The sequence below is a fragment of the Rhizobium sp. Rhizsp42 genome, from assembly GCF_047304155.1.
Classification (GTDB): domain Bacteria; phylum Pseudomonadota; class Alphaproteobacteria; order Rhizobiales; family Rhizobiaceae; genus Rhizobium.
The window spans coordinates 56,657-81,722 of sequence record NZ_JBGLYS010000017.1 but is presented as its reverse complement, the minus strand read 5'-3'; the positions used below and the strand labels follow the sequence as shown (position 1 = coordinate 81,722).

The window sequence follows — 25,066 nt, the reverse complement described above, 5'->3', positions numbered from 1 at the left end:
CGCGGAATAATCGGGGTGAGCCACCTTCACGCCGAAGGACATACAGCGGGGGTAACCAGAGCAAAGCTTCAAAAACGAGACTGACACATGATGAGCCCCAGATCATCAGATTCACGGCTCAATTCTGGTTTGTTCATTGGTGAAGGCTGGCTCATGGTGGCGGCTCGGCGCGCCGGAATGGCGATAGCCTCTCGCATTCATCCGCCACGCCATCGAGAGGATCACCTCCGTGCATTAGACCTCGCGTGGCGGCTTTGACGGTGAGCCGCGACCGTGGAAGCTCTCCGCCGTGAAGCACAGCTGCTTCCGGCCGCCTCCCTCGACTACCATGGCTTCATTTTACCTGGGATGAGATGGCGGGGCGTGTCGTGATGGCCGCCTTGGCGAGATAGTGACGCACGGCCCGACCAAATCATCGACTGACATGACATTTTCGACTAACATGGAGTTGTAATTCGCTGAGAGACAGGTGAGAGGATATGCTTCGGGATCGTATTAATCACGTGGTGCATGGTCGAGCATTACTTGCAATGAGAATTCCCGAGATACGAGAAGTGCGTGGTACACAGCCTGGCTTCTCCGATCTTTTCGAAAACTACAGTCTTGCTGTCATTCATCTCAATGCCTTGACAGCACGTCACGCGCCGCGATCACAAATTGACGAATATAAAGAGCTGATCTCCAATCTGGAGGAGGAAGCAGCATATTTTGTGAGAAACTACTCCCCAATGCATGGCAAGTTCGATTGGGCGGATTGACACAACGCATTTGCGTGGTCCACTCCGATTTGCCGCGTCCGGGGGCTTTTAATGTGGCCGACCGTCTTGACCAGCATGGTCGAAGAGCAACCAGGAGCCGTTTGGTTCAACCCCTTCGACGCGCCTCGCTGCCTTGAGGGGGGCCCCGGTTAAAGGTCCTCTGGTCCAGTTCCTTGATACGCTCCCGCACCGCGCTGACTTCGACCTGATACACGTCGAAGATGACGGACGCGACATCGCCGTTATCGACGCTTCAGATAAGTGTGGCGGTCCATGGATTGAAGGCTAACGGCTCCACGCACACCCGCCTCTTCCCGTGCTCCGCGGCCGCGGCCGCGCGGTCCCTCATCCCTCATCGGCCATCTCTTGGGAAAAACCGGGCCCACCTGTGGTCACAAGTATCCGCTGAACCAATTGCATTGGCATACCTTCGGCGCGATTCGTCCAGATTTAGTCTCCATCATCCTTCTCGCCATGTTTCCCATGCAGGCTGTTCACCGGGGGCGCTAGCCGCGACCTCCTGGTGCGCGATATAGCTTCGCGTACGGATCGTGCCGTTGATGCCAAACACCCCGACGCGATGGTTTCAGGTCATGACAATCCGACAGGTGTCGCGACGCGACGCCCATGACGATCGAAGAAATGCACAGCGCTTGTTCCAGCTTGAAGGATCACTCGGCTGCCTATTGTCATCATTGAACGACCTGCCGTTCGGAAAATGATCTCCACGCCCCCGATGGTCGTGGCGTGGACATAGCTTTCCGCGCCGACGAGTTCGATGGCGCCAATGTCGACAGCCAGACCCAACATGGAACTCGATAGAGTGTCCGCGACGTTCAAGTCCTCGGGGCGAATTCCGATCGTCGACACGTTAGGCGCGAGCGAGACCCCGGGGGCATCAACGGCGAGCGCTTCGGCGCTAATCAAATTCATCGCTGGCGAACCTATGAACGCCGCCACGAAGGTCGTGGCTGGCCGCTCGTAAAGTTCGATCGGCGTGCCGACCTGCTCAATCTTCCCGCCGTTCAGCACGACCAGACGATCGGCGAGCGTCATGGCCTCCATCTGATCATGGGTCACGTAGACGCTTGTCGTCGACAGCGTGCGCTGCAGCTTGCGGATCTCCACCCGCATCTGCACACGCAGCTTCGCATCGAGATTGGACAACGGCTCGTCGAACAGAAATGCCTTCGGCTCGCGCACGATTGCCCTGCCCATCGCGACGCGCTGCCTCTGGCCGCCCGACAGCTGGCGTGGCTTGCGCTCGAGCAGGGAACCAATCTCCAGCGAAGACGCCGCGGCAGCAATCCGTCGTTCGATCTCGGCCGCAGCCATTCCTCGGTTTTTCAGACCATAGGACATGTTCTGCCTGACGGTCATGTGCGGATAAAGCGCGTAGTTTTGAAAAACCATCGCGATATCCCGCTCGGATGGCTCCAAAGCGTTGACAACGCGCCCGTCGATCGCGATTTCTCCGGAGGAGATCGCTTCCAATCCCGCGATCATCCGCAGGAGCGTGGATTTCCCACATCCGGACGGTCCGACGAGGACCACCATCTCACCGTCGGCGATGTCGAGCGAGATTCCCTTTATCGCCTCGAAGCCACCTGCATATGTCTTGCGAACGTCCCTGATCGTGATGCTTGCCATTACTTCTCTGTCTCCACGAGGCCCTTCACGAACCAACGCTGCATCAAGACGACAACGAGGATCGGGGGAATGATTGCAAGAATTGCGGTGACCATGACGAGGTTCCAAGGCGTCGCCGCGTCGGCGAAATCGACCATTTTGCGCAGTCCGATGATGATCGTCGACATGCTCGCGTCGTTGGTCACAAGCAGCGGCCAGAGATACTGCGTCCAGCCGTAAATGAAGAGAATGACGAAAAGCGCCGCCAGGTTGGTGCGTGAAAGCGGAAGCAGGATATCGCGCATGAAACGGAACGGCCCTGCATTGTCGATACGGGCGGCCTCCACCAATTCGCCGGGTATCGTGAGGAAGAACTGCCGAAACAGGAACGTCGCAGTCGCCGATGCCATCAATGGAAGGGTCAGCCCCGCATAGGTGTCGATCATGCCCAGATCGACGATGACCTTGTATGTCGGCAGGATGCGGACCTCCACGGGCAACATCAGCGTCACGAAAATCATCCAGAAGAACACCATCCGCAGCGGAAAGCGGAAGAACACGATCGCGAAAGCCGACAGGAAGGAAATGATAATCTTGCCGATGGCGATCAGGGCCGCGACGACAATCGTGTTGAGCATCATCCGCTCGAGGCTGACTCCGACGACCCTCTCGACCCCACCGACCAGGGCGTCGCCGTAATTCTCCGCGAAATGGCCTTGCGGCAGCATGGTGATTGGTGGGCGCAGTATCTGCGCCGACGTCATCGTCGATGCGACGAACGTGTAGTAGATCGGGAAGGCTACAATGATGATCCCGAGCACGAGGATCAGATGGCCTGTGATACTTGCAATGGGGCGCCGGTCGATCATCTCAACCCTCAAGCATAGTGGACGCGGCGTTCGACGAAGCGAAACTGCACGGCGGTCAGCGCAATCACGATGATCATCAAGACGACGGATTGGGCAGCGGATGAGCCGAGATCCAAATTGACGAAACCGTCATTGTAGACCTTGTAGACCAATGTCTCGGTCGCCTTGGCAGGTCCTCCACCAGTCACGGCATGAATGATCCCGAACGTGTCGAAGAAGGCGTAGACCGTGTTGACGACGAGCAGAAAGAACGTGGTCGGCGCCAGCAAGGGAAACACGATCGTCCAGAACCGACGGCTCCCGCGCGCGCCATCGATGGATGCCGCTTCGATCAATGATTTCGGGATCGCCTGAAGGCCGGCGACAAAAAAAAGGAAGTTGTAGCTAATCTGCTTCCATGCGGCCGCGACAATGACCAAGACCATGGCCTGCCCGCCGTTCAAGAGCGGATCCCAGGCAAATCCAGCCCGCCGCAGCATATAGGCGAAGCTTCCCATCGCCGGATTGAACATGAAGAGCCACAACATTCCCGCGACCGCGGGAGCCACGGCGTAAGGCCAGATCAACAGAGTGCGATAGAATGTCTGTCCCCGCCTTATACGATCGACGGCGGTTGCAAGCGTCAATGCCACGATCATCGCCAGCCCCGCGGTCGCCACACTGAACACGACTGTCACCTGAAGCGAATGAATGTAGCTTGGATCGCTCAGGATCCTGCGAAAGTTCGCCAGGCCGACAAATCCACTTTTTAGCCCGAACGGGTCTTCCCGCTGCATGGATTGATAAAGCGCCTGACTGGCCGGCCAGAAGAAAAACACGACCGTCAGAACGATCTGCGGCGCCAACAGAAAATAGGGAAGGACTTTATTCGGGAAGACGACATTTTGCACGCGGAGACCCCCTTGAGCGAAGCGAGGTGATCATCCGCGCCCGTGAGCACGGATGATCAATAGATCAAGCTTACTGGGCGATCGCCTGCTGGATGGCCGCGTTGCCTCGCTCGACAGCCTTATCGAGAGCGGCCTTGGCATCCTGCTTGCCCGCGAGCATCGCTTCGAACTCCTCGTTCATGATGTCGCGAACCTGCGGCAGGTTGACGAGACGAACACCCTTGGAGTTCTCCGTCGGCACCTTGCCCATCATCTGCAGGATCGGGGTCTCGCGACCCGGGTTCTTCTCGTAGAAGCCTGACTTCTTCGTCTCCTCATAGGCAGCCATGGTCACAGGCATGTAGCCCGACACCTGATGAAGGCGCGCCTGGATCTTGGTCTGCGACAGGAAATGGAAGAACTCGGCGATACCCTTGTACTCGGCGTCGCTCTTGCCAGCGAAGACCCAAAGGCTTGCGCCGCCGGGAATGGTGTTTTGCGGGCGGCCCTCCCCCGGTTCGTAAGGCAATTGCCCGATTCCATAGTTCATGCCGCTTTTGACGATATCGCCCAGGCCGCCGGACGATTCCGTCAGGATAGCGCACTCGCCCGACGTAAAGAGTTGCTTGGCTTCAGACGTGCGACCGCCATAGCGAAACGTACCGTCCTTGGCGAGATCGGCGATATCCTGAAAGTGCTTGACGAAGTCAGGCGTGTTGAACGCGAGTTTGACGTCCGTACCCGCCAAGCCGTTTTCGTTGCTGCCGTAAGAGAGATTGTTCCATGCGGCAAAGTTCTCTGTCTGAATCCAGGTGAGCCAAGTCGACGTCAGACCGCAGGCAGCGCCGCTTGCCTTGATTTTCTTGGCGGCCTCGATGACCTCGGGCCACGTCTTTGGCGCGGCCTCTGGATCAAGTCCGGCCTTCTTGAACAGGTCCTTGTTGTAATAGAGAATCGGCGAGGAAGAGTTATAGGGGAACGACAGCATCGTGCCGTCCGGCTTGGAATAGTAGGCCGCGATACCCGGCAGATATTCGTCCTTGCTGAATTTGTACCCGCCCTTCTCGAGGACTTCGGCGACCGGCATGATGGCCCCTTCGGCGCCCATCATCACGCCGCTGCCCGCGTCGAAGACCTGAAGGATGGCCGGTGATTTCTTGGCGCGGAAGGCTGCGATGCCGGCGTTCAGTGCCTCGGGATAGGTGCCCTTGAACACCGGAACGATCTTGTAATCGGCCTGGCTCTCGTTGAATTCCTTGGCGAGCTGGTCGACGACCTCGTTGTTGGCGCCTGACATGGCATGCCACCACTGCAACTCCGTTGCGGCAAACGCACTGCCGGCAATCGTGCTTGAAAGAAGGGCCGCGGCAAAGCCGATCGCGATTGGATGACGAAACATATTTCCTCCCTTTGGGTCAATTCGCGCACATTGCGCCTGCGTGGCGCGGCCGACCTCCCCGTCAGCCACGCCGCACATCTGTCAAAGCCAGTAGCCGGCTTCAAATTGGTTTCCTGTCACAAATAACGCCGCGCGGCGATCTGTCCAGATATCGGCAATCGTGCGTTGTCAAATTCCGGCGATAGCGCGAAGATCCTCGACGGCACCGGGTGCTGCCGCAAGAACAGGCGCCCCCTTGGTCAACCGGTCTCCGTCGGTCGGGAATGGGTGGTACCAGCCGCCGGCCTCCTTCACGAGGCAATAACCGGCCAGGCAGTCCCAGGCATGCATGTAAGGTTCGTAATAGCCCACGAGACGGCCGGCAGCGACATAGGCAAGCATTAGCGCGCCAGATCCATTTCGAATGAAGTTGCCGCCGGCGGACAAGAGCTTCTCCACCATCGCGGCGACGAATGCCGGCGTGACATGGTTGTTGGCGCCGATGCCTGTCACGGAATTGCGGATGTTGCGTGAAGGATCAAGCGACAGCGATTGTCCGTCCAAAGTGGCTCCGGATCCAGCAGCCGCGGAGTAAAGTTCGCCGTGGCATGGTGCGAAGATAACGCCGACGACCGGCACGTTATCCTGGAGAAGCGCGACCGAGATGCACCAGTTCGGCATGCCATTGACGAAAGGGCTCGTTCCATCGATCGGATCGACGACCCAGGTCAGGCCGGACGTGCCGGCTTCAAGTCCATATTCCTCCCCTAGGAAGCCGTCACCGGGATAGGTTTCGTGAACGGCGTCTCGAATGAGGTTTTCGACGTCCCTGTCAGCGATCGACACCACGTCCTGCGGATCCCGCTTGGTTTCGATGACCAGGCTTTCTCTTTTTTCGAAGTACCCGAATGCCAGGGCACCAGCCTTCCTTGCGATAGCTTCCGCAAAGGCCCTGCGAGCATCAAGGCCCAATGAAGAATGCGATGTCATGTCAAACCCTCTTGCGATTTCTCATTTGCTTGGTGCGGTAATCAGCGCGATCCCGCGATCCTTCAGACTGATGGCGACTTCGGTCGTCGTATCGAAGGGTGAATCCGCCGTCCGGTCGATGACGAACACGTTCCCCCTGCTGGTCGCGACTTCGTATTCGACATGATCGCCAAGATAGGCGGCATGCGTGATCCTGCCGGTGAAGGCACCCTTCGTGGGCGTGCGGTGCAACTGAATTGCATTGGGCCGGATGGCGAGTTCGGCCCTGCCGGCCAATGCGTTCCTGGCCGCGACGCGGTGTTTCAGCCCTTCGATGTCGATCAGTGCGATGCCGTTCTCGACACTTTCGACCTGACAGGCCAGCACATTGGCCTCACCCATGAAATCGGCGATGAAGGCGGAGGCGGGCGCATCGTAAAGGTCGCGTGGCGCGCCTTGTTGCGCGATCTCGCCATCCTTCATCACGATGATCTGGTCCGACACGGCAAGAGCCTCGTCCTGGTCATGCGTGACGTAAACCGCGGTGAAGCCCAGTCGCTGTTGCAGATCACGAATTTCGGTGCGCACCCTTCGACGCAAGCGTGCGTCGAGATTGGAGAGTGGCTCGTCGAGCAGCAGTACCTGCGGCTCCAGGACCAGGGCGCGCGCCACGGCAACGCGCTGCTGCTGGCCACCTGACAATTCGGCCGGCAGCCGCTCGCCCACGCCGTCGAGCCCGACGAGCTTCATCGCCTCCTTGGCGCGTTCGCGCGCTTCCTTGCGCTTGATGCCTGATGATTCCAGACCGTAGGCGACGTTGTCGAGCGATGTCATATGCGGAAAGAGCGCGTAGCTTTGAAACACCATCGAAACATCGCGCTCGTTTGCCGGCAGCATCGTGACGTCCTTGCCGCCGATTAGAATACGTCCAGACGAGGGGTGCTCGAGACCGGCAAGCATGCGCAGCGTCGTTGTCTTGCCGCATCCCGACGGACCGAGTAGCGTGACAAGCGTTCCCGGTTCGATGGTGAGCGACAGGTCGGGAATGGCCGTGAAGGCGCCAAATGTCTTTCTCACTCGTTCGAACGTGACGGAGCCGGGCACAGTCTTGCTCATGCGGTTTTCTCCTGATTGAGCGGCAGGGAGGGATTGGCTGTCGGGGCAGCGAGCGCCACACGGTTCTCACGGCGAAGTCGGCGTTCGCCGACCAGCAACTGGAAACCACCGATCACAGTGACCATCACGACGATAAGGGCGGACGAGTAGGCGATCGCAACGCCATATTCGCCGTTTTCGACGAGGCCGACGATATAGGCCGTCGACATGTTGTATTCGGCGCTGACCAGGAAGATCACGGCGCTGATCGAGGTAATCGCCCGCACGAAGGAATAGACGAGGGCCGCGGTGATCGCCGGGCGCAGAAGCGGCAAGATCACCTTTCTGACGGTTCTGAAGCTGTTTGCACGCAAGGTTAGGGATGCCTCGTCGAGGCTCTTGTCGAGCTGGCTCATGGCCGCCACGCCGCCGCGCACACCGACTGGCATGTTACGGAAGACGAAGCACGCGACGAGGATAAGCGCAGTGCCCGTCATCTCCAGCGGCGGCAGGTTGAACGCCATGATATAGCTGATGCCGATCACGGTCCCCGGAATGGCAAAGCTCAGCATAAGCGCAAATTCGAAGACGCCACGACCGACGAATTTCTGGCGGACGATCAAATAAGCCGTCAGAAGGCCGACAGCGGCCGTCAATGGCGCGGAGATCAGCGCGATTTCCATGGTCGTCCAGAAGGAGTTCCAGGCAACACCCGTCCAGGCTATGCCGCCGTCCTCGCGCCAGCCGATGGAAAAAGCGCTGATGTAGTGCTGGAAGGTCAGGCTGTTATCCAGTCCCCAGGTTCGCACGAAGCCGCCGAAGAGGATCATCGCATAGACCACGACGGTGAAAAGCGCCCAAGGAACGACGATTGAATGAACGGCGATGGACAGGCCGCGCGGCAAGGCAGCATGCGCTCCAGAATCGCCCTTACCAGTGACCGTTGCATAGCTTTTTCCCTGAAGCCAAAGTCGCTGGGCGAGGAAGGCCGTCATGGTGAATGCCAGCAGGATCATCGCGAGGACTGCGGCGCGGGCGGGATCGTTTTGCGATCCGACAACGGCGAAGAAGATCTCCGTGGATAGGACACCGTGGCTGCCACCGAGAACCATTGGATTGCCGAAGTCCGCCATGCTTTCGATGAAGCTGATCAGAAAGGCATTGGCGAGACCTGGCTTCATCAAAGGCAGGGAAACCCGCCAGAAGGTGCGCCAACGATCGGCTCTGAGCGTCTGCGACGCTTCTTCCATCGAAGGGCTGACACCTTCGACGACGCCGATCAGGACAAGGAACGAGATTGGCGTGAATGACAGGACCTGCGCGATCCAGATGCCGGTCAGACCGTAGAGCCAACGGCCCGGCTCGATACCGAGCGCTGATGCTGTAAACTGCGTCACAACACCCGCCCGCCCGAACAGAAGCGTCAGCGCCAGACCAACGACAAAAGGCGGCGTAATGATCGGCAGGATAGTCAACAGCCGCAATCCCTTCTTGTAAGGGAACCGTGTGCGTGTGGCGACCAGCGCGAAGCAGAGACCGAGCAACGTCGCACCGCTAGCCGTCATGATCGCGAGCCAAAGCGTGCGCCAGGCCACGCCGCAGCGCTCGCCCCCCACGACACAACTGAGACTCCAGACTGATGAATCCTGGATCGTGTTGAAGAAACCGCTGGGATCAAACGAACCATCGACCGACTGGAAAGCGGCAATGAACATGCTTCCGACCGGATAGAAGACGAAAACCGCGACCAGAACCACCAGCATCGAGATTGCGCTGACCACAAACGCGTCGCCCTTCATGACGCCGCGATCGGCAAGACCGAACGAAAAGAACAGCACGAAAACAATGCCTACGACGACGGCACCTGCCCCCATGGATGGCTGCCCGTCCGGCAAGGCGCCAAACACTGCTTCGCTGACCGCCCACGACCAGCCGGAAAAGGTGATCGCCAGCCCCTGAAGTGTGAGAAGCGCCAGTCCGGCGCCGCCGCAGACTGCCAGTAGAAGGCCGCGGCTTCGGGCACTGGCAACGAAGCGCGCTACACAACCAGCAATAAAGAGCAAGGCGACCAGGCCGAGCCACCAGCGTCCGAAGCGTGCAATCTCGATTATCGCCGGTGCGCTTGCCGCGTCCGAAAAGTGGCCGGAAAGCCATTGGAAGCCAAAGAAACCGCTTTCGATGCGATACCAGGGCAAAAGCAGGAAGGCCACGCCACCCATGAGAATGGCGATATCGAGACGGCGATTACTAGAGATCATATCGGTTGTCCGCGGCGTTTCGTGACGGTCGGAAAGGCAGGAGCCTTAAGGCCCCTGCCCGTCATTCGATCAGTTGGCCTTGGCGCCGATTTCCTTGTCCCAGCGGGACAGAAGAGCCTTGCGGACGTCTGGATCGCCGTACTTCTTGAAATCGTAGTCGATCAGCTTGATGTCTTCGAACCTAGGCGCCTCCTTCGGCACCTCGGCGGACTTGTTCGAAGGCAGCTGGAAGGACTTCGCGTCCTTCATGTGCGATTGAGCATCCGCGCTCAGCGCCCAATCATACCACTTCTTGGCATTTTCCAGGTTCTTGGCGCCCTTGACGATTGACATCGAGCCGATTTCGTAGCCCGTCCCCTCGCAAGGCGCGATCGCCTTAATCGGGAAGCCCTCGACGGTCTGAGCGACCGCGTCATGCATGAAGACAACTCCGATGGTGGACTCGCCGCGAGCCGCGGCCTTCACAGGCGCGGAGCCAGATTTGGTGTACTGGGAGATGTTGGCGTTGAGCTTCGCAAGATAGTCGAAGGCCTTGTCCTCGCCCATGATCTGAACAAGGGTCGCAAGCGTGTTATAGGACGTTCCGGAGGAGTTCGGATTGGCGATCTGGATTTCGCCCTTGTACGAGGGATCGAGCAGATCAGCCCAGCATTTCGGCTCCTTCAACCCTTTCTTCTGCAAGATCTCGGTATTGTATCCCCAGCCCAGAGCACCGGCGTAGACACCGACAGTGCGGAAATTCGCACTTTCGGCCTGTTTCTTTGCCCAGTCCTGCAATTGGTCGAATAGCGGCGACTTGTATTCGAGTGTCAGCCCCTCGCTAGCCGCCTGCAGATGGGGGTCGCCCGTCCCGGCCCACCAAAGGTCGGTCTTGGGATTGCGCGCTTCCGCGCGGATCTTCGCATAGGTCTCGCCAGCCGAAAGGCGCACCATGTTCACCGAAATATCCGTCTGCTTTTCGAACAGACCCTTCATCAAGTCGCAGACCTGCTGGTCGGCGGAGCATATGACGTTGAGATTTCCAGCGGCATGGACGGGCAGGGCAAACAACGCGGCAGTTGCCGCTAGCGCGGCCGTGGCGAGCTTTATCGAATTCATGATTTCCTCCGTGTGAACGACGCCTCCACGTCGCCGCCTTTTGCAAGCGTGTGCAAAGCTTGCCTATGGCGGAAAAGACTGTCAATGAATTTCTGACAATGAAGAGGGATTTTGCGATCGCGAGCGATTTTGCAAGCGCGTGCAGCATTGGAGGGGAGTATGGCGCCGAAGGACTTCATCAGCGCGCTGGAAGTAGCGCGACGCGCGGGCGTCTCAAGGTCCGCCGTGTCTCGGACGTTCACGCCAGGCGCGAGCGTCTCCGCGCAGACAAGAAAGAAGGTCACCGACGCGGCCGAGGCACTGGGGTATCACGTCAATGAGCTTGCTCGCGGACTGATGCGCAACCAGAGCGGAATTGTCTGCCTAATCGTGTCGGACGTTGCCACGCCATATCGATCGGCACTCCTGCGCGAGCTCACAGGCAAGCTCCAAAACGCGGGAAAGGTCGCGATGCTGATTAACACCGACCGTTCGGATGGCAGTGTGGATCGTGCTCTGTCACAGGCGATCCGCTATCGCGCCGATGCGTCGATCATATTATCAGGACTACCTGACGCGTCGATCGTCAGACTATGCCTGAAGAATGGGCAGAGACTTGTTCTGATCAATCGCGATGATGACGAGCCGGGGCCGCTAAAGATAAATCTCGACGATTTTGAAGCTGGGGAGCGGATCGTCACCGCGTTTGCAAGGGCGGGCTGCAAGTCACTTGCCTTTGCCAACTCCGATGCCGGGACACCAAGCCTGATGGGGCGTGAGCGCGGCTTCGTCGCGGCGGCCACGAGGCTCGGCCTCGAGGTTTCGGTCGAACGCCATGGCTGGACCGGTTACGAAGCGGGTCGTGTTCTGGCGCAACGATTTCTCACCCGGCCCCGCCGGCCGGATGCCGTCTTCTGCGCGACCGATCTTCTTGCTTGCGGCTTCATGGATGCCGCGCGTCATCAGTTTGGCATCTCTATTCCAGATCAGATGTGTATCGCGGGTTTCGACGACATCGAGCAGGCGTCGTGGCTGTCTTACGACCTAACGACATTCGCGCAACCAGTTGCCGAGATCGCCGCGAGGGCTGTTGCTTGGCTGTCGATCGGCGAGAATGGCAATGATAGCGGTCAGCATTCGGTCCGACTGACTGCTGAACTGGTTTGGAGGTCGTCGATCCGAGCGGGATGAGCTGGGCCGGCTTACCGCGCCACTCGCCGCTAATGCCGCGCGGATCAAGCCGTATTCCACGATAGGACGTTCTCGCAGCCTCACCTCGGCTCTGACCAGTCTTGGAAAATCTCCGATGGCGAATTTTTAATCGCGGACGATGCGTGGATCGCGGCAGAAGCTAGAACGCCGCCGTGGTAGCCCATATCGACCTGCACGATACCGGGGATCTTCAATCGTTCGCGGAACCCAGGTGATGCCGCCATCTGGTATGGCGAGCCAGGTAGCACCAAACAAAACGACCGGCTCGGACTACCTTGCGTGTCCGCGACGTTAGGACGAGCGACAAATCAAGGCGTGACGTCGGGCGGGCGTTTACTTGCTTCAGTTTCCGAGATTGCTTCATTTACTTCCGTCTTGAAGTTCGTCATGAACCGGAGCGTGAAGAAGGTCATCGCGGAAAGTACGATCGCGATGTCGTAAGCGCCAAGACCCACGGCAGCGCCGATGGCCCCGGTCGCCCAAAGACTCGCGGCGGTTGCTGTTCCGCGAATACTTGCCCTGCCAACAAGAATTGCACCGCCGCCAATGAAGCCGACGCCGTTGATCAAACCCTCGACGATCCGCGCGGTGGCCTCGGGGTTGCCGTTTGTAACAGTTTCGGCGGCCTGGATGAAGCCGCAGGCGGCGATCGCGACAAGCGGAAATGTTCGAAGGCCAGCGCTTCGTTCGTTTCTTTCCCTGTCCCAAGCGATTGGGAGGGCCAGTAGATAAGCGACCAGGAGCACAAGCAGATGAGCGACCAGATCGAATCGTGAAAGGAAGGGGTCGAGCAGTGAGGCCAAAAAGCAATCTCCGATAATCACTGTAGACATGGCGGACATGTTCTTGGCGGCAAGGGCGGCAACTGGTTTCGCGTCGCGAAGACGTGAAAAATTCACAGCGCCTTTAAAAACCACAACGGCATGAACAAAGGGGCACGCTCCAGAATGCGGCGACCTGGATTCCATCGGCCACCTCTTGGCGGCGCTGTATCCGCCGGCCGGGGCACCACTTGGATCAAGGCGCGTTGCCAGGCTCGAGTTTTCACGTCGGTCCTGCCCCTACACCAGCGCGACTAGACCAACTCGCAGAAGCGGGATAGCGACCTGATCTGATTGGGCGCTTACAATTCACAAGCGACCGGTACTTCGGCATGCTGACCCTCGGCAAGCAAGCGACGTACCGCAAACAAGTTTCCCAACCTCGTCGATGACCTGAAGCGCGCAACGCCCCCACCCCGGACGACAAAATCTCTCTCTCAAGCCAAAGGGTCAGGGTTTCGGAAAAGTGGAATGGTGTTTTCGATCCACGGTGAAGGTTCGAGCGACGAGCGAAATGGTTTTCGAGATCGCGCAACGCAAGGCGTCGGACGTGGTTGCCGGGGCTCGAGATGGGTAAAAAGCCAGTCGAACCGTGATCAATCCTCGACTGTCCGACCCGTTGCCTTGCAATGCGCGGAGTGAGGGTGCCGTGTTGAGACGCAGTCCATATTGATGGAACCTCGGGCGGATAAAGCCGTTCTACATCTGAATTACGAAGTAACAAGCCGCAGCGCCGGATGATTTGCAAACCTTAGTAAAGCATGCACCCGACCTGTCTGAACAAGGCGTACACTGCAATGACGAACAATTCCGACGACTTTGTCAGTTCGACATCCGACGTCGCTCGCGCATACGGAGTGTCAGAGGCGCAAGCGGAGCGTCTTGTTAGCCGCTTCAGCCGTTCCTGGAGCGAGTTGGACATGCTTCTGACCGCCAATGGAAGGACAAGAAAGCACCGAGTCAGCGAGGTGGAGACGCCTTCCGCCAAAGCGCCCTACGGGATCGATTAGATCCTTTCCACCCGCCGTCTGGATCGTTTGCGGCTACGGTCCGTGCCTACTTGTTGAGAGCGTCCTTGAGGGCCTTGGCCGGTTGAAAGGCTAACTTCCGGGCGGCCGCGACCTTGATGGTCGCACCGGTTGAGGGATTGCGGGCTTCACGCTCAGGCGTATCCTTGACCTTGAACTTTCCAAATCCGGGAATTGATGTTTCGGCATTCGACGATGCCGCCTCGGTGATAGCGGCAAAGACAGATTCGACGATTGACTTGCCCTGAACCTTGGTCAATCCATGCGCTGCGGCAATCTTTTCGGCGATTTCATTGGTCGTGGTCATTTGTTGGTCCCTTTTTAAGAAAAGGAACCCTTCCACTTTGATCGAGCCTTGTCATTCCATCGAAGTGTGAAAGCGCCCGGAATCCCTGCTTTTCCACAAGATCAGGACTGCGTCCCTGAAGTATCGCAAATGCGGCGAGGCGCAACGCCCGCGCCGGCCCAGTTCCCGTGGCATTTGCGTCAGAGTCGCGAGGTAGGCCCAATTTAGTGCTGCCCTTGAGACAATGGATGTCGCGGATGTAATGCCTTGGCTAGTCCGTCGGCTCAAGCAGGTCGTCTAGGACGTGGACTCGCAAACTGAATTGATCCAAATTCGTGTCGCAACGAGTTTCAGTGCAGCAAGGTAATTGTCAGGGCGACGGTCGTAGCGCGTGGCCAGGCCCCGCATGTGTTTGATACGATTGAAGAACCTCTCCACTTGGTTTCGCTGCCTATAGACCCAGCGACTGAAGCTGAAGCTCTGCTTCCGATTTATCTTTGTTGGGATGTTAGCCCAAGCCTTGCGGCCTTTCACAAACGCGCGGATCGCATCCGTGTCATACGCTTTATCTGCAAGTAGCGTCGTGCCTGGTTCGATGTCAGATATCAGCCTCTCAGCGACCGGAGCATCCGCTGCCTGGCCTGCTGTCAGCTCCATTCGTAACGGTCGGCCATCCGCATCGACCATGGCATGGATTTTGGTCGTCAGGCCGCCGCGCGAACGTCCCATGCAAGGATCGGTAGAGCCCCCTTTTTTGCGTTGGCACCATGCTGGTGAACGCGCACACACGACGAGTCGATCATAACTATATCGCCGTCGTAACGCCTTGATACCGCTTCAAGAAGTCGGTCCCAAACGCCGGCTTTACGCCAGCGCGAGAACCGATTGTAAAGTGTAGTACGAGGGCCGTAGCGCTCAGGGATATCCCGCCAAGAGCAGCCAGTTCTGAAACGCCACAAAATGCCATTGATCACCCGGCGGTCATCAACACGTTCGACACCACGGCTCTTATTCGGCAAAAGTGGTGCGATAATCGCCCACTCTTCATCGCTAAGTTCATGACGGCGCATATCAATCGCCTTCCAAGGACATTGAATCATCATCCTGACTAAAGCGAAACCCTTTAATGGGGACGCGACCTAGTTTCTCGACGACGGCCCGAATGACATCGGCACGGCTGACGATGCCTACCAGGACGCCGTCACGGAGTATAAGAACGCGCTTGATTTTTTCTTTCATCATCAGATCGGACAGATCTGAGAGTGAGGCGTTCTCGTGACTGGAAATGACCGTTGGGTGCATGATTTCGCTAACGCGCTGTTGATTGAGGCGGATCTCGGCAAGGAACTCTGGCGCCAGAGTCTCGCCTTCCGCCAGCAAGCGTAACCATTGAGCTCGCTTACTTTGAAAGTGAGAGCCAAAATGATGCATGACATCGCCCTCGCTCACCACACCCAGCGGCTTGTTATCGGGATCAACAACGGGTACTGCGGCAACATGATGCGATAACATGCAACGGGCGGCCTCTGCGACCGTCGTCTCCGGCGAGACCGTGAATACGTCCGTTCTCATCACGGACTTAGCGGGAATCGTCATCTGCATACCTCCAACCAAAGGTGAAAGCCTGCAGAATACTGGAATATGGGTGGATCGCTTTGAGGCAGCGCAATTTGATGACACGCTCGCAGCCAATCAAGCGCAGGTTGTTAGGACGACCAAGGGACCCTTAATCTCGCTGCGATTGGTTGTTGCGCTTGCCCCCAGCCCCCGCGCTGTTTCCGTTAGGCCAACCCAATCACAGCTAATCGCTTTTTAGGCACAGTCAACTGGCCTCGGGACAGGTCAATGGCCCGTGGATTCCGTTGCCTGTTTGAGGTCGATTCGCCGCAAAATGAGTGCGAGCGGCACCATTAGCGCCGAAATGACCATCAGCACCTTAAAGACGTCTATGTAGGCAAGGTAGCTCGCCTGTGCCTGGACCTGCGATGCCACCCACGCGGTAGCGCGGGAATGCGCCTCCAGGACGCTCGACCCGCGCTCAACAAAGAACTGGGTGGCATGGTCGAAGCCGCTGGCGTAACCAGGGTCTGACGGAACAATGCTCTCGACCAGCCTGCTCTGATGCCACTGCTCTCGGTGCGCGAGCACATTTGAAGCGATGGAGACGCCGATCGACCCTCCAGTATTTCGTGCCGCATTGATTAGAGCGGAAGCTTGATCTGTCTGATCAGGGCTCAATCCATCGTAAGAAGCCGCGGTGATCGGGATAAAGATCAGGGGTAGACCGAGCCCGAGGTAAAGACGGGACCAGACGAAAAAGCCAAAGTTTAAATCAGCGTTAAGCCTTGTCATGTCCCACATCGCGAGCGCGATAATGCTCATTCCGACCGCTATGAGATATTTTGGCTGGACCATGGAGGTGAGCCGGCCGGCGGCGAACATCATGAACATTGTTACAAGTCCGCCTGGCGACAGCGCGAGGCCCGCCCAGGTTGCCGTGTAACCGAAGTTTGTCTGCAGCACCTGCGGCACGAACTGCGTCGTGGCTATCAAAATAGCACCGGTAGCTAACATAACGATTGCGCAGGCACCGAACTGCCGACTTGCCAATAGCCGCAGGTCGATAACGGGATTGGTCCTCGTTAGAAGCCATGGAATAGCGATGCAAAGCGCTAGTCCTGAAATGACCGAGGTCGTTATGACAAAACTGGAGTCGAACCAATCTTCCGTTTGACCGCGATCGAGCACCAATTCCAGCGCCCCGAGAAACGTGGCGACAAGTAGGAATCCAGTTATGTCAAAACGCGCGCCTGTCTCGCGCATCCGAGCACGTTCCTCCCTTAGCGTCTCCGGCTCCTTCACCAGCGCATAAACGAGGAAGAAGGCGAGGACGCCCACTGGACCATTGATGAGGAAGCACCAGTGCCAGGAAAAATTATCGGAGAGATATCCTCCGAGCGTGGGGCCGATCACAGGCGCGACAACGACGGCAACGCCAAACATCGCGAATGCCTGGCCGCGTTTGGAGGGTGGGAAGGAATCGGCGAGGATTGACTGTGAGATTGGCACCATTCCGCCACCCGCGAAACCCTGGATCATCCGGAAGATCAAAAGAGACTCTAGATTCCAGGAAAGACCACAGCAGATAGAGGATACCGTGAAGGTGGCAAGACAAAGGAGATAAAAACGCCGGCGGCCATAGCGCTTCGCGATAAAGCTCGACGCCACGAGAATGATCGCGTTCGAGACGAGGTAAGTCGTGATCACCCATGACGCTTCGTCCGCGCTGACCGCTAACCCTCCTGAAATATAGCGCAAGGCCACGTTGGCGATCGTGGTGTCGAGAACCTCCATGAAGGTCGCTATCGACACGACCACGGCGATAAGCCATGGATTGGGGGCGCCCAAAGCGGCCGTAGGCAAGCTCGCGGTAGGTGTGGCGTTGCCGGCCATCTCAGCTCCTCGGCCGAACTGTTACTGTTGGAACCACCGACATACCTGGGCCTATGGCGATATCCTTCGGCCAATCATCCACCACGATTTTCACGGGAACGCGTTGGGTAACCTTCACGTAATTGCCGGTCGCGTTCTCGGCTGGAAGCAAGGAGAAGGCAGTACCCGAACCAGGCTGAACGGAATCGACCTTGCCCTTCAAGACATGATCCGGATAAGCGTCGATGGTGAGATCAACCGGCTGGCCCGGGCGCATGTCAGCCAATTGCGTCTCCTTGAAATTGGCGGTCACCCAAACCTCCTCCGGGACAAACATGGCGATCGCCTGACCGGCCTGGATGTACTGGCCCCTGGAACCGCTCAGCTTGACCACTCGACCTGGTTGAGCAGCCGTGATCGTCGTGTAATCCAGGTTTTGCCTCGCGGCCTCTGCCTGCGCCTCGGCCTGTTGTAAACTCGCGATCGCGCTAGCCTTTTGCGCTTCAGCGGATGCTTGATTCTTAACGGCAGAGGTTACGCCTGCCTGCGATTGCGCGTAGCTAGCTTGACCTTGGCGAAGGGTCGAGGCTGCCTGCTGAGCGGCCTGCTCGGACCCGGCCCCGCTCTTAACGAGTTCCTGCTGGCGCTCGTTCTCGTCCTTGGCATATTGAAGCGCGGCCGCGCTGGAGGCCTGTTGAGCCCTGGCTTCGTCGATCGCCGCGCCTGCGGCCGCGATCTGGGCGTTGGCGCTTGATACGGCGGCCCTGGCAACGCCTATCTGGCCGATCGCTTGGTCAAGTGCGATTTGATAGTCGCGCGGATCAATCTTGGCAATGACGGAACCCATGTCGAGGTGCTTGTTATCGCTCACGGGCACGTCAGCGATGTAGCCGGAGACCTTGGCGGCAACGGAGAAACTCCGCGCATCAACAAAGGCATCATCGGTACTTTCATATGGATGGAAATGGACGAGCCAGACGAAATACCCGAACACCGCCAGCACGACGAGCGCCAATACGACCAAGAGGATTGAAAGCGGATGGCGATGAATTATCGATGACTTCATCGTTTCAGAGCCCTCCCGCTCCCCTGGGCCGAGGCTCGCTATTTCTGGCTTCGCTCGCTTTTCCCGCTGTTCTTCTTCATCCAGTTGCGATTTGTTGCGCTCGGTCTGGGTCACGTCAGCTCTCGGTTTTGAGGGTGGAACAGCCCGGAAAACGCGGGGCTCCCCCATTCGGTTCCTAAGGATCCACGATCAAGAAGACCTGTGACCAGCTCGGAATTGAAAGTGCAGGCTCGACTATGTGTCAACGTAAGCAGGAGGAACTCACCGGAATGCAATATAGACGTGTGCGCATGCCACCTGTCTTATGGCGACGCGATGTTGTCGGGACGACCGGCTGCATAGCACCCGCTCTTCACGAACCATGATCGATGTCGACGTTCTAGAGACGACACGGAGGAATGACATGGGACCGGAAGCGCCGGCCCATGTTTGAGCGCCATCAGGTACCATCGAGGTACTCGCTGGACCAATATATGATTCCTGCCCTTTAAAACTCGAGCGTTCTTCCCATCTCGTCTTAAGAGTTGAGGCATTTGGAGCTATCCGAATTTTTGATCATTCGTCGTTTAACCGCAAGACCAAGAGATTATGCCAGACAACGAACAGAGACGATCTGACGCGCAGGATGCAGGCGAACGGTTGGTTGCGCGACACGTGCGCGAGGATCCTTTCGCCGCGGCGTTCAAAGCCACACGAATGCCGATGATTGTCACGGACCCAAATCAGAATGACAATCCGATCATCTTCTGCAACACGGCGTTTGAAAAGCTAACCGGTTACTCAAGCCGCGAAGTTGTGGGGCGCAATTGTCGGTTTTTGCAAGGAGAAGAAACTAATAGCGAAACCGTGGGTCGTATACGCGATGCAATCGCCGCAGGTTCGGACATCGCGGTTGATATTTTAAACTACAAGAAGGATGGCACCTCGTTTTGGAACGCGCTTTTTCTGTCTCCAGTGCGTGATGACAGGGACAAGATCATCTATTTCTTCGCTTCTCAACTAGACTTCACGAACGTCAAGAGCCGTGAGGCCGACCTAGCGGCTGCTCGCCACAGGGCGGAAGAAGAGGTCGCCAAACATACAGAGAAACTGGAAGCCGCGCTGGCAGCAAAGACGCTGCTCGTGCATGAAGTCGACCATCGAGTTAAGAATAATCTTCTTACCATGGCCTCGATCGTGAAGTTGCAAGCTCGAAAGACTAAAAACGAGGATCACAAACAGGTGCTAATGTCGGTGCTAAACCGGATTGAGGCCTTAAGCACGGTGCAGCGTAAGCTTTTCACGCTTGAGGATGTCTCTCGGTTCGACATCGCCGATGTCGCAAGGGAGATGGTAACGGATCTGGTTGGCGCTACCAGTCGGGAAGACATCCGACTAACGCTTGACCTTCACCCTGTTTATGTACCCGCCGTGAAAGCCACCCCCCTTTCCCTCATCGTGAACGAATTGGTTGGGGACGCGATAAAACGAGGACTGAGCGACGGCGGTGGCGACATCCATGTGGTGATTAAAAGACTGAACGGTCATTTCTTGATACGGGTGGAAGATACCTCCGTCCCGGTCGACGTTGATGACGAGACCACTGAAATTGGTCGTATTTTGCTTGAGAACTCGGCAAAGCAAGTGGGCGCCAAAATCGAGAAGAGGGTCGAAGGGCACCGAACGACAGTTGATGTCACATTACTGGTGGAAGCACCGCAGGAGAATGATTCTTGAAAGTACTCATCGTTGAAGACGAAATGCTCCTGGCGATGGAGCTAGAGAGTGAAGTTGAACTGGCGGGTCATCACGTAACGGCAACCGCGATGTCAAGAAGCCAGGCACGGGAAGCTGTGTCGATAGAACGACCCGAATTCGCATTCGTCGACATTCAGCTTCAGGATGGCCCAACCGGGATAGATGTCGGCCGCGATCTAGCGGACGAGGGCATCCCATTTGTTTTTGTGAGCGGTAACATCAAAAAGATTCCCGATGACTTCGTGGGAGCTCTAGGGGCCATCGAGAAGCCTTACACGGTCGCCGGAATGAAGAGCGCTATCGCTTACATTTCAGGGGTGATCGAGGGGCGGTCCGATCTTCCACTTCCCGCTAGTCTTGTGCTCGCCGAAGACGTCGAAATCATTCGCGGGGGGTATCGCGTATCATAGGACGTCATTGTCAATGCGCCGGCGTTTTGGGCTAGGCGGATGGACGCGCATGTGGAGCGCCATGCCTCCCAAAAGCGTTTGGCTGCTGCACTATCACGGTCGCAAACGGCCAGTTCCCCCAGTAGCGGATCCCGCTGACTGGGGGATATTAACGGTGCTGGCCTTTTTAATCCGCTTGGATGGCAATCTTCGCTCTAAAGCATTTCGCGGAGGCAACCGTCATCCGCCTCGCGCGGCAGATCAAGCGCGTTGCGACGGCAGCGGACATACCAGCGTTGGGACATTTGCTCTGTCGCACCTCGAGTAACTCGAAAGGTTCTAACGAGCGATCTGCAACTATTCTGGTACATGCGCTAATATCGATCGGGGGCAGTTACAGCGCGCTAATCCATGACATTGCCAATACACTGCCATCATGCAGGTCTCACCCGAGGCCTGGCACGAACCGATCGAACTCTGCGGCGAAGACCGCGTTCTCGGCGCTGGTTTTTTCTAACACACCGATTATTTTCGTAACAAAGCATGCTAGCTTATCACGACTTATCACGTCGTTTGCATCCCCGGGTCGGGGAGCAAAGCACTTGATAGAGCACATGGTGTGAAGCCCAGATGCTCGCCCATTGCCGCCTGCACCGCCGATGTTTTATATTTCAAACCTCGATCTAGCGGTGCGCGGATCTACCGATCACCAATCAGCCTCTCGAATTCATGCTCGGGAACGCCGTAACAACCACGGCTAAATCGCTCCAGTCCCTTACGGTTGACGACAGCGACGATGCCCCGGCTTGAACGGATCAGTCGCTCGCCCTCCAAGACATGCAGTGCGTTCGTCACGCTTGGACGACGCGTTGATAAGAGCATTGCAATATACTCATGAGTAATCTCCAGGGTGTCGTGACCGATCCTATCTTGACACATGAGAATCCATCTCGCGAGGCGCTGGTCGATTGTGAAACGTGCGTTGGCGAGAGCCGTAAACGCTACTTGCACAGCGAACACATGCATATACTTGACGAACGGGACATGCAGGCTTGCGCTCTTTAACATAAGTTCCGCTATCAAACGAATTGGCATTCGATAACCGGCTCCTCCCACCTTCATTTCGATATCGTAAGGCACAAGGTTGTCACCAATTATGGTGGATGTGGGTACGAAGCCTTCAACGCCGAACATACCCGCCTCGGAACTTTCTCCGTTTGGTGTTAAGCTCATCACTGCACCGATACCCGATTCAGGAAAATATAAATAATCAAGTGGTTGACCAGGCGAAGCAACCTTGAATCTATTGGGCATCGGCACGAGATCAAGGTGCGGGGCCACGAGGCTGAAGTCGTCGTCACTGAGCGCCTTGAGGATACGATTGCGCACGCCTGTTTTCTCTATCAACCTTGTCGCTCCTCAATCTTGTTTGGAGCGCTCACGCTGAGCTACTTACCAAAACCCCATGAAATGTAGAGAGGGCCAAAGGCTGGTCAAGCCGATTAACGGGACGGAGCTCATAGCGCGAAACGTAATATGTTTTTCGAGCCATCCCGACCGCATTAATCTTGAGACTGGCAACTTGTTCATACAGATGCCGACTACAAGTCGGCGAAAGAACTGTTCGTCACGGCCGGCTTTTCGGGCTGCGCAGGAAGCAGGCGGTCTTTCACCAAAGCGGCGGTGACGGTCAATATGCCGCGACGAGCGACCAACAAATTTCGGTGATCTGTTGATGTGGGGTTATTCAACATCAGAAAGTGTCCGGGAGTTTTACGATCTGGTGGTCGTCATGCTGTTAGACAAGCGTCATGGAGATGATCACATAGAGGTATTTCGTCTGAGGCGTTCGAAAAGCCTTGCTGCCTTCTTGATGTGGCAAGGCACCACTCATGACATGCCGTGGACGCCGTCCGCACACGAAGCTTGGCCTTTCACGTGGTATCGCGAAAATGAGCCACCTCGAAGTGAAGCAAGAGCTGGGGGACGCCACGACAATGGAGGGCTGCGCGGTACTCCAGCACCATGTCCGCTTGAGACAGAACCATCAGGGGCGGCAGTGTCGTTCGAGGGAAGTAGGTGTCTTCCTGGAGCTACTTTACCCCCTGCCGCCGTAATCGGTGCAACCCGACTGAAACTTTTAGGGTAATGCCGATCGTAGGGAGAGCGCGAGATCTAACCGAGCGACTTTCGGCGAGGCGGCGTCAGGCTACCTCGCCGATTTCCTCACTTGTCGCGTTTCATCGCGAGCGCGAACATTCTGGCTTGCCGCTCAGCGAAAGCGCGCGGGTTGGCAGGCTTGTCTCCGTCTAGAATGCGCGCTTCGTCAAGCAAAAGCCACGCGGCATCCTCGCGAAAGGCTTGATCGCGCATTGACGCGACATCCAAGATAAGCTCGCTCCGCGCGTTTATCTCCAATATTGGTTTCGACGCCGTTTGCAGCCTGCCGGCGCCTTGTAGGAGTTTTTCGAGTTGGCGATCCGGACCATTCTCCGGCGCGACAAGGCATACCGCGCTCTCGGTCAACCTGCCTGAAACACGCACGTCTGCAACCTCCTCACCAAGAAGGCCTCGCGCGAAATCGATAAAGGCGGTCACCTCGGGAGACGATTGTTGGTCGCCCTCCCCGCTGTTTTCGCCGCTGGCGACGGCGTTGAGATCGGCAAGACCCTGAGTTACGGATTTAAAGGGCTTGCCTTCGAATTCCGCGACATTGGTCGGCCAAAAATTATCCACGCCGTCGGTTAGCAGTAAAACTTCTATACCCTTCGCCTGGAAACCCTCAAGGTGCGGCGAAGACCGCAACTGCTCCAAATTAGAGCCGCTGATGTAATAGATGGCGGACTGTCCTTCCCTCATCGCGCTCACATAATCGGCCAAGCCGCGCGTCGCCTCGTTCGACACGGTGCTTTGGAAGCGCGCCAGCTTGAGCAACTGCGAGCGCCGTTCGAAATCCTCATAGATGCCTTCCTTGATCGTCGCGCCAAAAAGATCCCAAAACTTGGAAAACCTATCGGCATCGCTCTCGGCCATCTTTTCCAGCGCGGAGAGGATTCGGCTCGTCACGCCCTTTTTTATGGCGGCAAGGACCGGGCTTTCCTGGATCATCTCGCGGGAGATGTTAAGTGGTAGATCCGGGGTATCGACGATACCACGAACGAACCGCAGGTAGCGCGGCACCAAATCGGCCTCATCGGTTATGAAGACGCGCTTCACATAGAGCTTTATCCGACCCTGTCGGTCTAGGTCGAAGAGGTCAAATGGCTGAGAGCCTGGGACAAAAACGAGCGTCGTATACTCGTACCGGCCTTCAGCGCGGAAATGCACGTTACTCAATGGCTCGTCATACTGACCCGAAACGCCACGATAAAAATCGAGATAGTCCTGTTCGGATATGTCGCTTTTTTGCTTGGTCCAGAGCGCGGCGCCATCTGACAACTGTAATGGCTCGGCGCCATCCTTCTCGATTAGGCGGATAGGGACGGGGACATGTCCAGATTGATCACGGATAATCTTCTCGACCGTCCATTTGCTTGAATATTTCTTGGCTTCCTCCATGAGATGTAGCACGACACGCGTGCCGCGGGCTGGGGCTTGTCCGGGGTCGACCGTGACTATGTTATAGCGCCCCTTTCCATCTGATGACCATTTCGAGGCTTCGAACTCTCCGGCGCGGCGCGAGATCACATCGACCTGGTCCGCGACCATGAACGATGAGTAGAAGCCAACTCCAAACTGGCCGATCAATTCCGCCTTTTCTCCAGCCTTGGCCGCTTCTAGTCGATCCATGAAAGCTTTGGTTCCGGAACGCGCGATCGTGCCAAGCGCGTCGACCATCTCTTCACGGCTCATGCCGATGCCGGTGTCCTCAACAATAAGCGTCCGCGCTTCTTCATCGAGTTTCACGAGGATCCCCGGCTCGAGGCCATCGGACGAGAGCCGTGGATTGGAAATCGACTCGTAGCGCAGCTTTTCGCACGCATCCGCGGCGTTGGAAATCAATTCCCGGAGGAATACATCCTTGTCCGAGTAAACCGAATGCACCATCATGTGCAGCAGTCGGCTAACATCGGCTTCAAAAGCGTGTTGCTCGGGCTGCGCTTCTTCAACTGTCGTCATCCTTAACTCCATTCTAAACAGACCGCGGTGAGATGGCTTCTCCTGGAAGAGATTTCAAGCGCTCTCGACCTGGG

Annotated in this window: 19 protein-coding genes and 1 pseudogene; 4 read left to right on the top strand and 16 right to left on the bottom strand. The window is 57.2% G+C overall.

Translation table 11 applies throughout. The features are described 5' to 3' along the window. Nucleotides 1-479: 479 nt before the first annotated feature. The gene (locus ACCD05_RS17555; RefSeq protein WP_413394244.1) at nt 480-758 is read left to right on the top strand and encodes a hypothetical protein; all 279 of its coding nucleotides are present in this window, start codon (nt 480-482) and stop codon (nt 756-758) included. A gap of 591 nt (nt 759-1,349) precedes the next feature. Here ACCD05_RS17555 and ACCD05_RS17550 read toward each other — a convergent pair. The 8 genes from ACCD05_RS17550 to ACCD05_RS17515 form a co-directional block, all read right to left on the bottom strand. Next, nucleotides 1,350-2,408 carry a sn-glycerol-3-phosphate import ATP-binding protein UgpC gene (locus ACCD05_RS17550; RefSeq protein ID WP_111563807.1) on the bottom strand — a complete coding sequence of 353 codons (1,059 nt, stop codon included), beginning with the start codon at nt 2,406-2,408 and terminating at the stop codon, nt 1,350-1,352. Continuing rightward, nucleotides 2,408-3,256 (bottom strand): sn-glycerol-3-phosphate ABC transporter permease UgpE, encoded by an 849-nt coding sequence (gene ugpE / locus ACCD05_RS17545; RefSeq protein WP_413394242.1) that lies wholly within the window; start codon nt 3,254-3,256, stop codon nt 2,408-2,410. The genes ACCD05_RS17550 and ugpE overlap by 1 nt, the downstream gene beginning before the upstream one ends. An 8-nt stretch (nt 3,257-3,264) precedes the next feature. Then, on the bottom strand, nt 3,265-4,146 hold the full coding sequence (ugpA, locus tag ACCD05_RS17540) for a sn-glycerol-3-phosphate ABC transporter permease UgpA (RefSeq protein WP_111563809.1): 882 nt from the start codon (nt 4,144-4,146) through the stop codon (nt 3,265-3,267). A 70-nt stretch (nt 4,147-4,216) separates the two neighbouring features. Further along, the gene (gene ugpB, locus ACCD05_RS17535; protein WP_113178402.1) at nt 4,217-5,524 is read right to left on the bottom strand and encodes a sn-glycerol-3-phosphate ABC transporter substrate-binding protein UgpB; all 1,308 of its coding nucleotides are present in this window, start codon (nt 5,522-5,524) and stop codon (nt 4,217-4,219) included. Between the two features lie 168 nt (nt 5,525-5,692). Then, nucleotides 5,693-6,493: an inositol monophosphatase family protein gene (locus tag ACCD05_RS17530; protein WP_111563811.1), complete on the bottom strand. Its 801-nt coding sequence runs from the start codon at nt 6,491-6,493 to the stop codon at nt 5,693-5,695. Between the two features lie 21 nt (nt 6,494-6,514). Then, nucleotides 6,515-7,588: an ABC transporter ATP-binding protein gene (locus ACCD05_RS17525; protein WP_413394239.1), complete on the bottom strand. Its 1,074-nt coding sequence runs from the start codon at nt 7,586-7,588 to the stop codon at nt 6,515-6,517. Continuing rightward, nucleotides 7,585-9,825, bottom strand: a complete 2,241-nt coding sequence (locus ACCD05_RS17520; protein WP_112950129.1) for an ABC transporter permease — start codon at nt 9,823-9,825, stop codon at nt 7,585-7,587. Before ACCD05_RS17520 ends, ACCD05_RS17525 begins: the two co-directional genes overlap by 4 nt. A 69-nt stretch (nt 9,826-9,894) precedes the next feature. Then, nucleotides 9,895-10,923 (bottom strand): ABC transporter substrate-binding protein, encoded by a 1,029-nt coding sequence (locus ACCD05_RS17515; protein ID WP_111563814.1) that lies wholly within the window; start codon nt 10,921-10,923, stop codon nt 9,895-9,897. A 159-nt stretch (nt 10,924-11,082) separates the two neighbouring features. On the opposite strand from ACCD05_RS17515, the gene ACCD05_RS17510 reads away from it, so the two are divergent. After that, a complete protein-coding gene (locus ACCD05_RS17510; RefSeq protein ID WP_111563815.1) occupies nt 11,083-12,093 on the top strand; it encodes a LacI family DNA-binding transcriptional regulator in 1,011 nt (336 codons plus the stop codon). Nucleotides 12,094-12,422: 329 nt separating this feature from the next. Here the strand turns inward: ACCD05_RS17510 and ACCD05_RS17505 are convergent, their stop codons facing one another. From ACCD05_RS17505 to ACCD05_RS17480, 6 genes and pseudogenes are all read right to left on the bottom strand, one after another. Then, entirely contained in the window at nt 12,423-12,878 is a 456-nt protein-coding gene (locus ACCD05_RS17505) for an MgtC/SapB family protein (RefSeq protein ID WP_413394293.1), read from the bottom strand. Between the two features lie 1,113 nt (nt 12,879-13,991). Next, complete coding sequence (locus ACCD05_RS17500; RefSeq protein ID WP_112950130.1) at nt 13,992-14,270, bottom strand: HU family DNA-binding protein; 279 nt, start codon at nt 14,268-14,270, stop codon at nt 13,992-13,994. Between the two features lie 276 nt (nt 14,271-14,546). Further along, a pseudogene (locus ACCD05_RS17495) lies at nt 14,547-15,319 on the bottom strand (IS5 family transposase). A gap of 1 nt (nt 15,320) precedes the next feature. Next, nucleotides 15,321-15,845, bottom strand: coding sequence for a CBS domain-containing protein (locus ACCD05_RS17490; RefSeq protein WP_112950149.1), 525 nt, complete (start codon nt 15,843-15,845; stop codon nt 15,321-15,323). Nucleotides 15,846-16,091: 246 nt separating this feature from the next. Continuing rightward, the gene (locus tag ACCD05_RS17485; RefSeq protein WP_112950131.1) at nt 16,092-17,702 is read right to left on the bottom strand and encodes a DHA2 family efflux MFS transporter permease subunit; all 1,611 of its coding nucleotides are present in this window, start codon (nt 17,700-17,702) and stop codon (nt 16,092-16,094) included. Nucleotide 17,703: 1 nt separating this feature from the next. Continuing rightward, complete coding sequence (locus ACCD05_RS17480) at nt 17,704-18,861, bottom strand: HlyD family secretion protein (RefSeq protein WP_112950132.1); 1,158 nt, start codon at nt 18,859-18,861, stop codon at nt 17,704-17,706. A gap of 474 nt (nt 18,862-19,335) precedes the next feature. Between ACCD05_RS17480 and ACCD05_RS17475 the strand changes: the two genes are divergently transcribed. Together ACCD05_RS17475 and ACCD05_RS17470 are read left to right on the top strand one after the other, a co-directional pair. Beyond that, nucleotides 19,336-20,463, top strand: coding sequence for a PAS domain-containing protein (locus ACCD05_RS17475; protein ID WP_112950133.1), 1,128 nt, complete (start codon nt 19,336-19,338; stop codon nt 20,461-20,463). Further along, entirely contained in the window at nt 20,460-20,894 is a 435-nt protein-coding gene (locus tag ACCD05_RS17470) for a response regulator (protein ID WP_111565282.1), read from the top strand. The genes ACCD05_RS17475 and ACCD05_RS17470 overlap by 4 nt, the downstream gene beginning before the upstream one ends. Nucleotides 20,895-21,572: 678 nt before the next feature. On the opposite strand, the gene ACCD05_RS17465 is transcribed toward ACCD05_RS17470, so the two are convergent. Then, nucleotides 21,573-22,280: a Crp/Fnr family transcriptional regulator gene (locus ACCD05_RS17465; RefSeq protein ID WP_413394235.1), complete on the bottom strand. Its 708-nt coding sequence runs from the start codon at nt 22,278-22,280 to the stop codon at nt 21,573-21,575. A gap of 819 nt (nt 22,281-23,099) precedes the next feature. Continuing rightward, nucleotides 23,100-24,992: a molecular chaperone HtpG gene (gene htpG, locus ACCD05_RS17460; RefSeq protein ID WP_112950151.1), complete on the bottom strand. Its 1,893-nt coding sequence runs from the start codon at nt 24,990-24,992 to the stop codon at nt 23,100-23,102. Nucleotides 24,993-25,066 lie beyond the last annotated feature (74 nt).

Excerpts from the sequence above, each read along its gene's own strand:
- ACCD05_RS17485 (WP_112950131.1), bottom strand. The coding sequence starts at position 17,702 with ATGGCCGGCAACGCCACACCTACCGCGAGCTTGCCTACGGCCGCTTTG.
- ACCD05_RS17530 (WP_111563811.1), bottom strand. The coding sequence starts at position 6,493 with ATGACATCGCATTCTTCATTGGGCCTTGATGCTCGCAGGGCCTTTGCG.
- ACCD05_RS17500 (WP_112950130.1), bottom strand. The coding sequence starts at position 14,270 with ATGACCACGACCAATGAAATCGCCGAAAAGATTGCCGCAGCGCATGGA.
- ACCD05_RS17520 (WP_112950129.1), bottom strand. The coding sequence starts at position 9,825 with ATGATCTCTAGTAATCGCCGTCTCGATATCGCCATTCTCATGGGTGGC.
- ACCD05_RS17515 (WP_111563814.1), bottom strand. The coding sequence starts at position 10,923 with ATGAATTCGATAAAGCTCGCCACGGCCGCGCTAGCGGCAACTGCCGCG.
- ACCD05_RS17490 (WP_112950149.1), bottom strand. The coding sequence starts at position 15,845 with ATGACGATTCCCGCTAAGTCCGTGATGAGAACGGACGTATTCACGGTC.
- ugpB (WP_113178402.1), bottom strand. The coding sequence starts at position 5,524 with ATGTTTCGTCATCCAATCGCGATCGGCTTTGCCGCGGCCCTTCTTTCA.
- ugpE (WP_413394242.1), bottom strand. The coding sequence starts at position 3,256 with ATGATCGACCGGCGCCCCATTGCAAGTATCACAGGCCATCTGATCCTC.
- ACCD05_RS17555 (WP_413394244.1), top strand. The coding sequence starts at position 480 with ATGCTTCGGGATCGTATTAATCACGTGGTGCATGGTCGAGCATTACTT.
- htpG (WP_112950151.1), bottom strand. The coding sequence starts at position 24,992 with ATGACGACAGTTGAAGAAGCGCAGCCCGAGCAACACGCTTTTGAAGCC.
- ACCD05_RS17525 (WP_413394239.1), bottom strand. The coding sequence starts at position 7,588 with ATGAGCAAGACTGTGCCCGGCTCCGTCACGTTCGAACGAGTGAGAAAG.
- ACCD05_RS17550 (WP_111563807.1), bottom strand. The coding sequence starts at position 2,408 with ATGGCAAGCATCACGATCAGGGACGTTCGCAAGACATATGCAGGTGGC.
- ACCD05_RS17475 (WP_112950133.1), top strand. The coding sequence starts at position 19,336 with ATGCCAGACAACGAACAGAGACGATCTGACGCGCAGGATGCAGGCGAA.
- ACCD05_RS17510 (WP_111563815.1), top strand. The coding sequence starts at position 11,083 with ATGGCGCCGAAGGACTTCATCAGCGCGCTGGAAGTAGCGCGACGCGCG.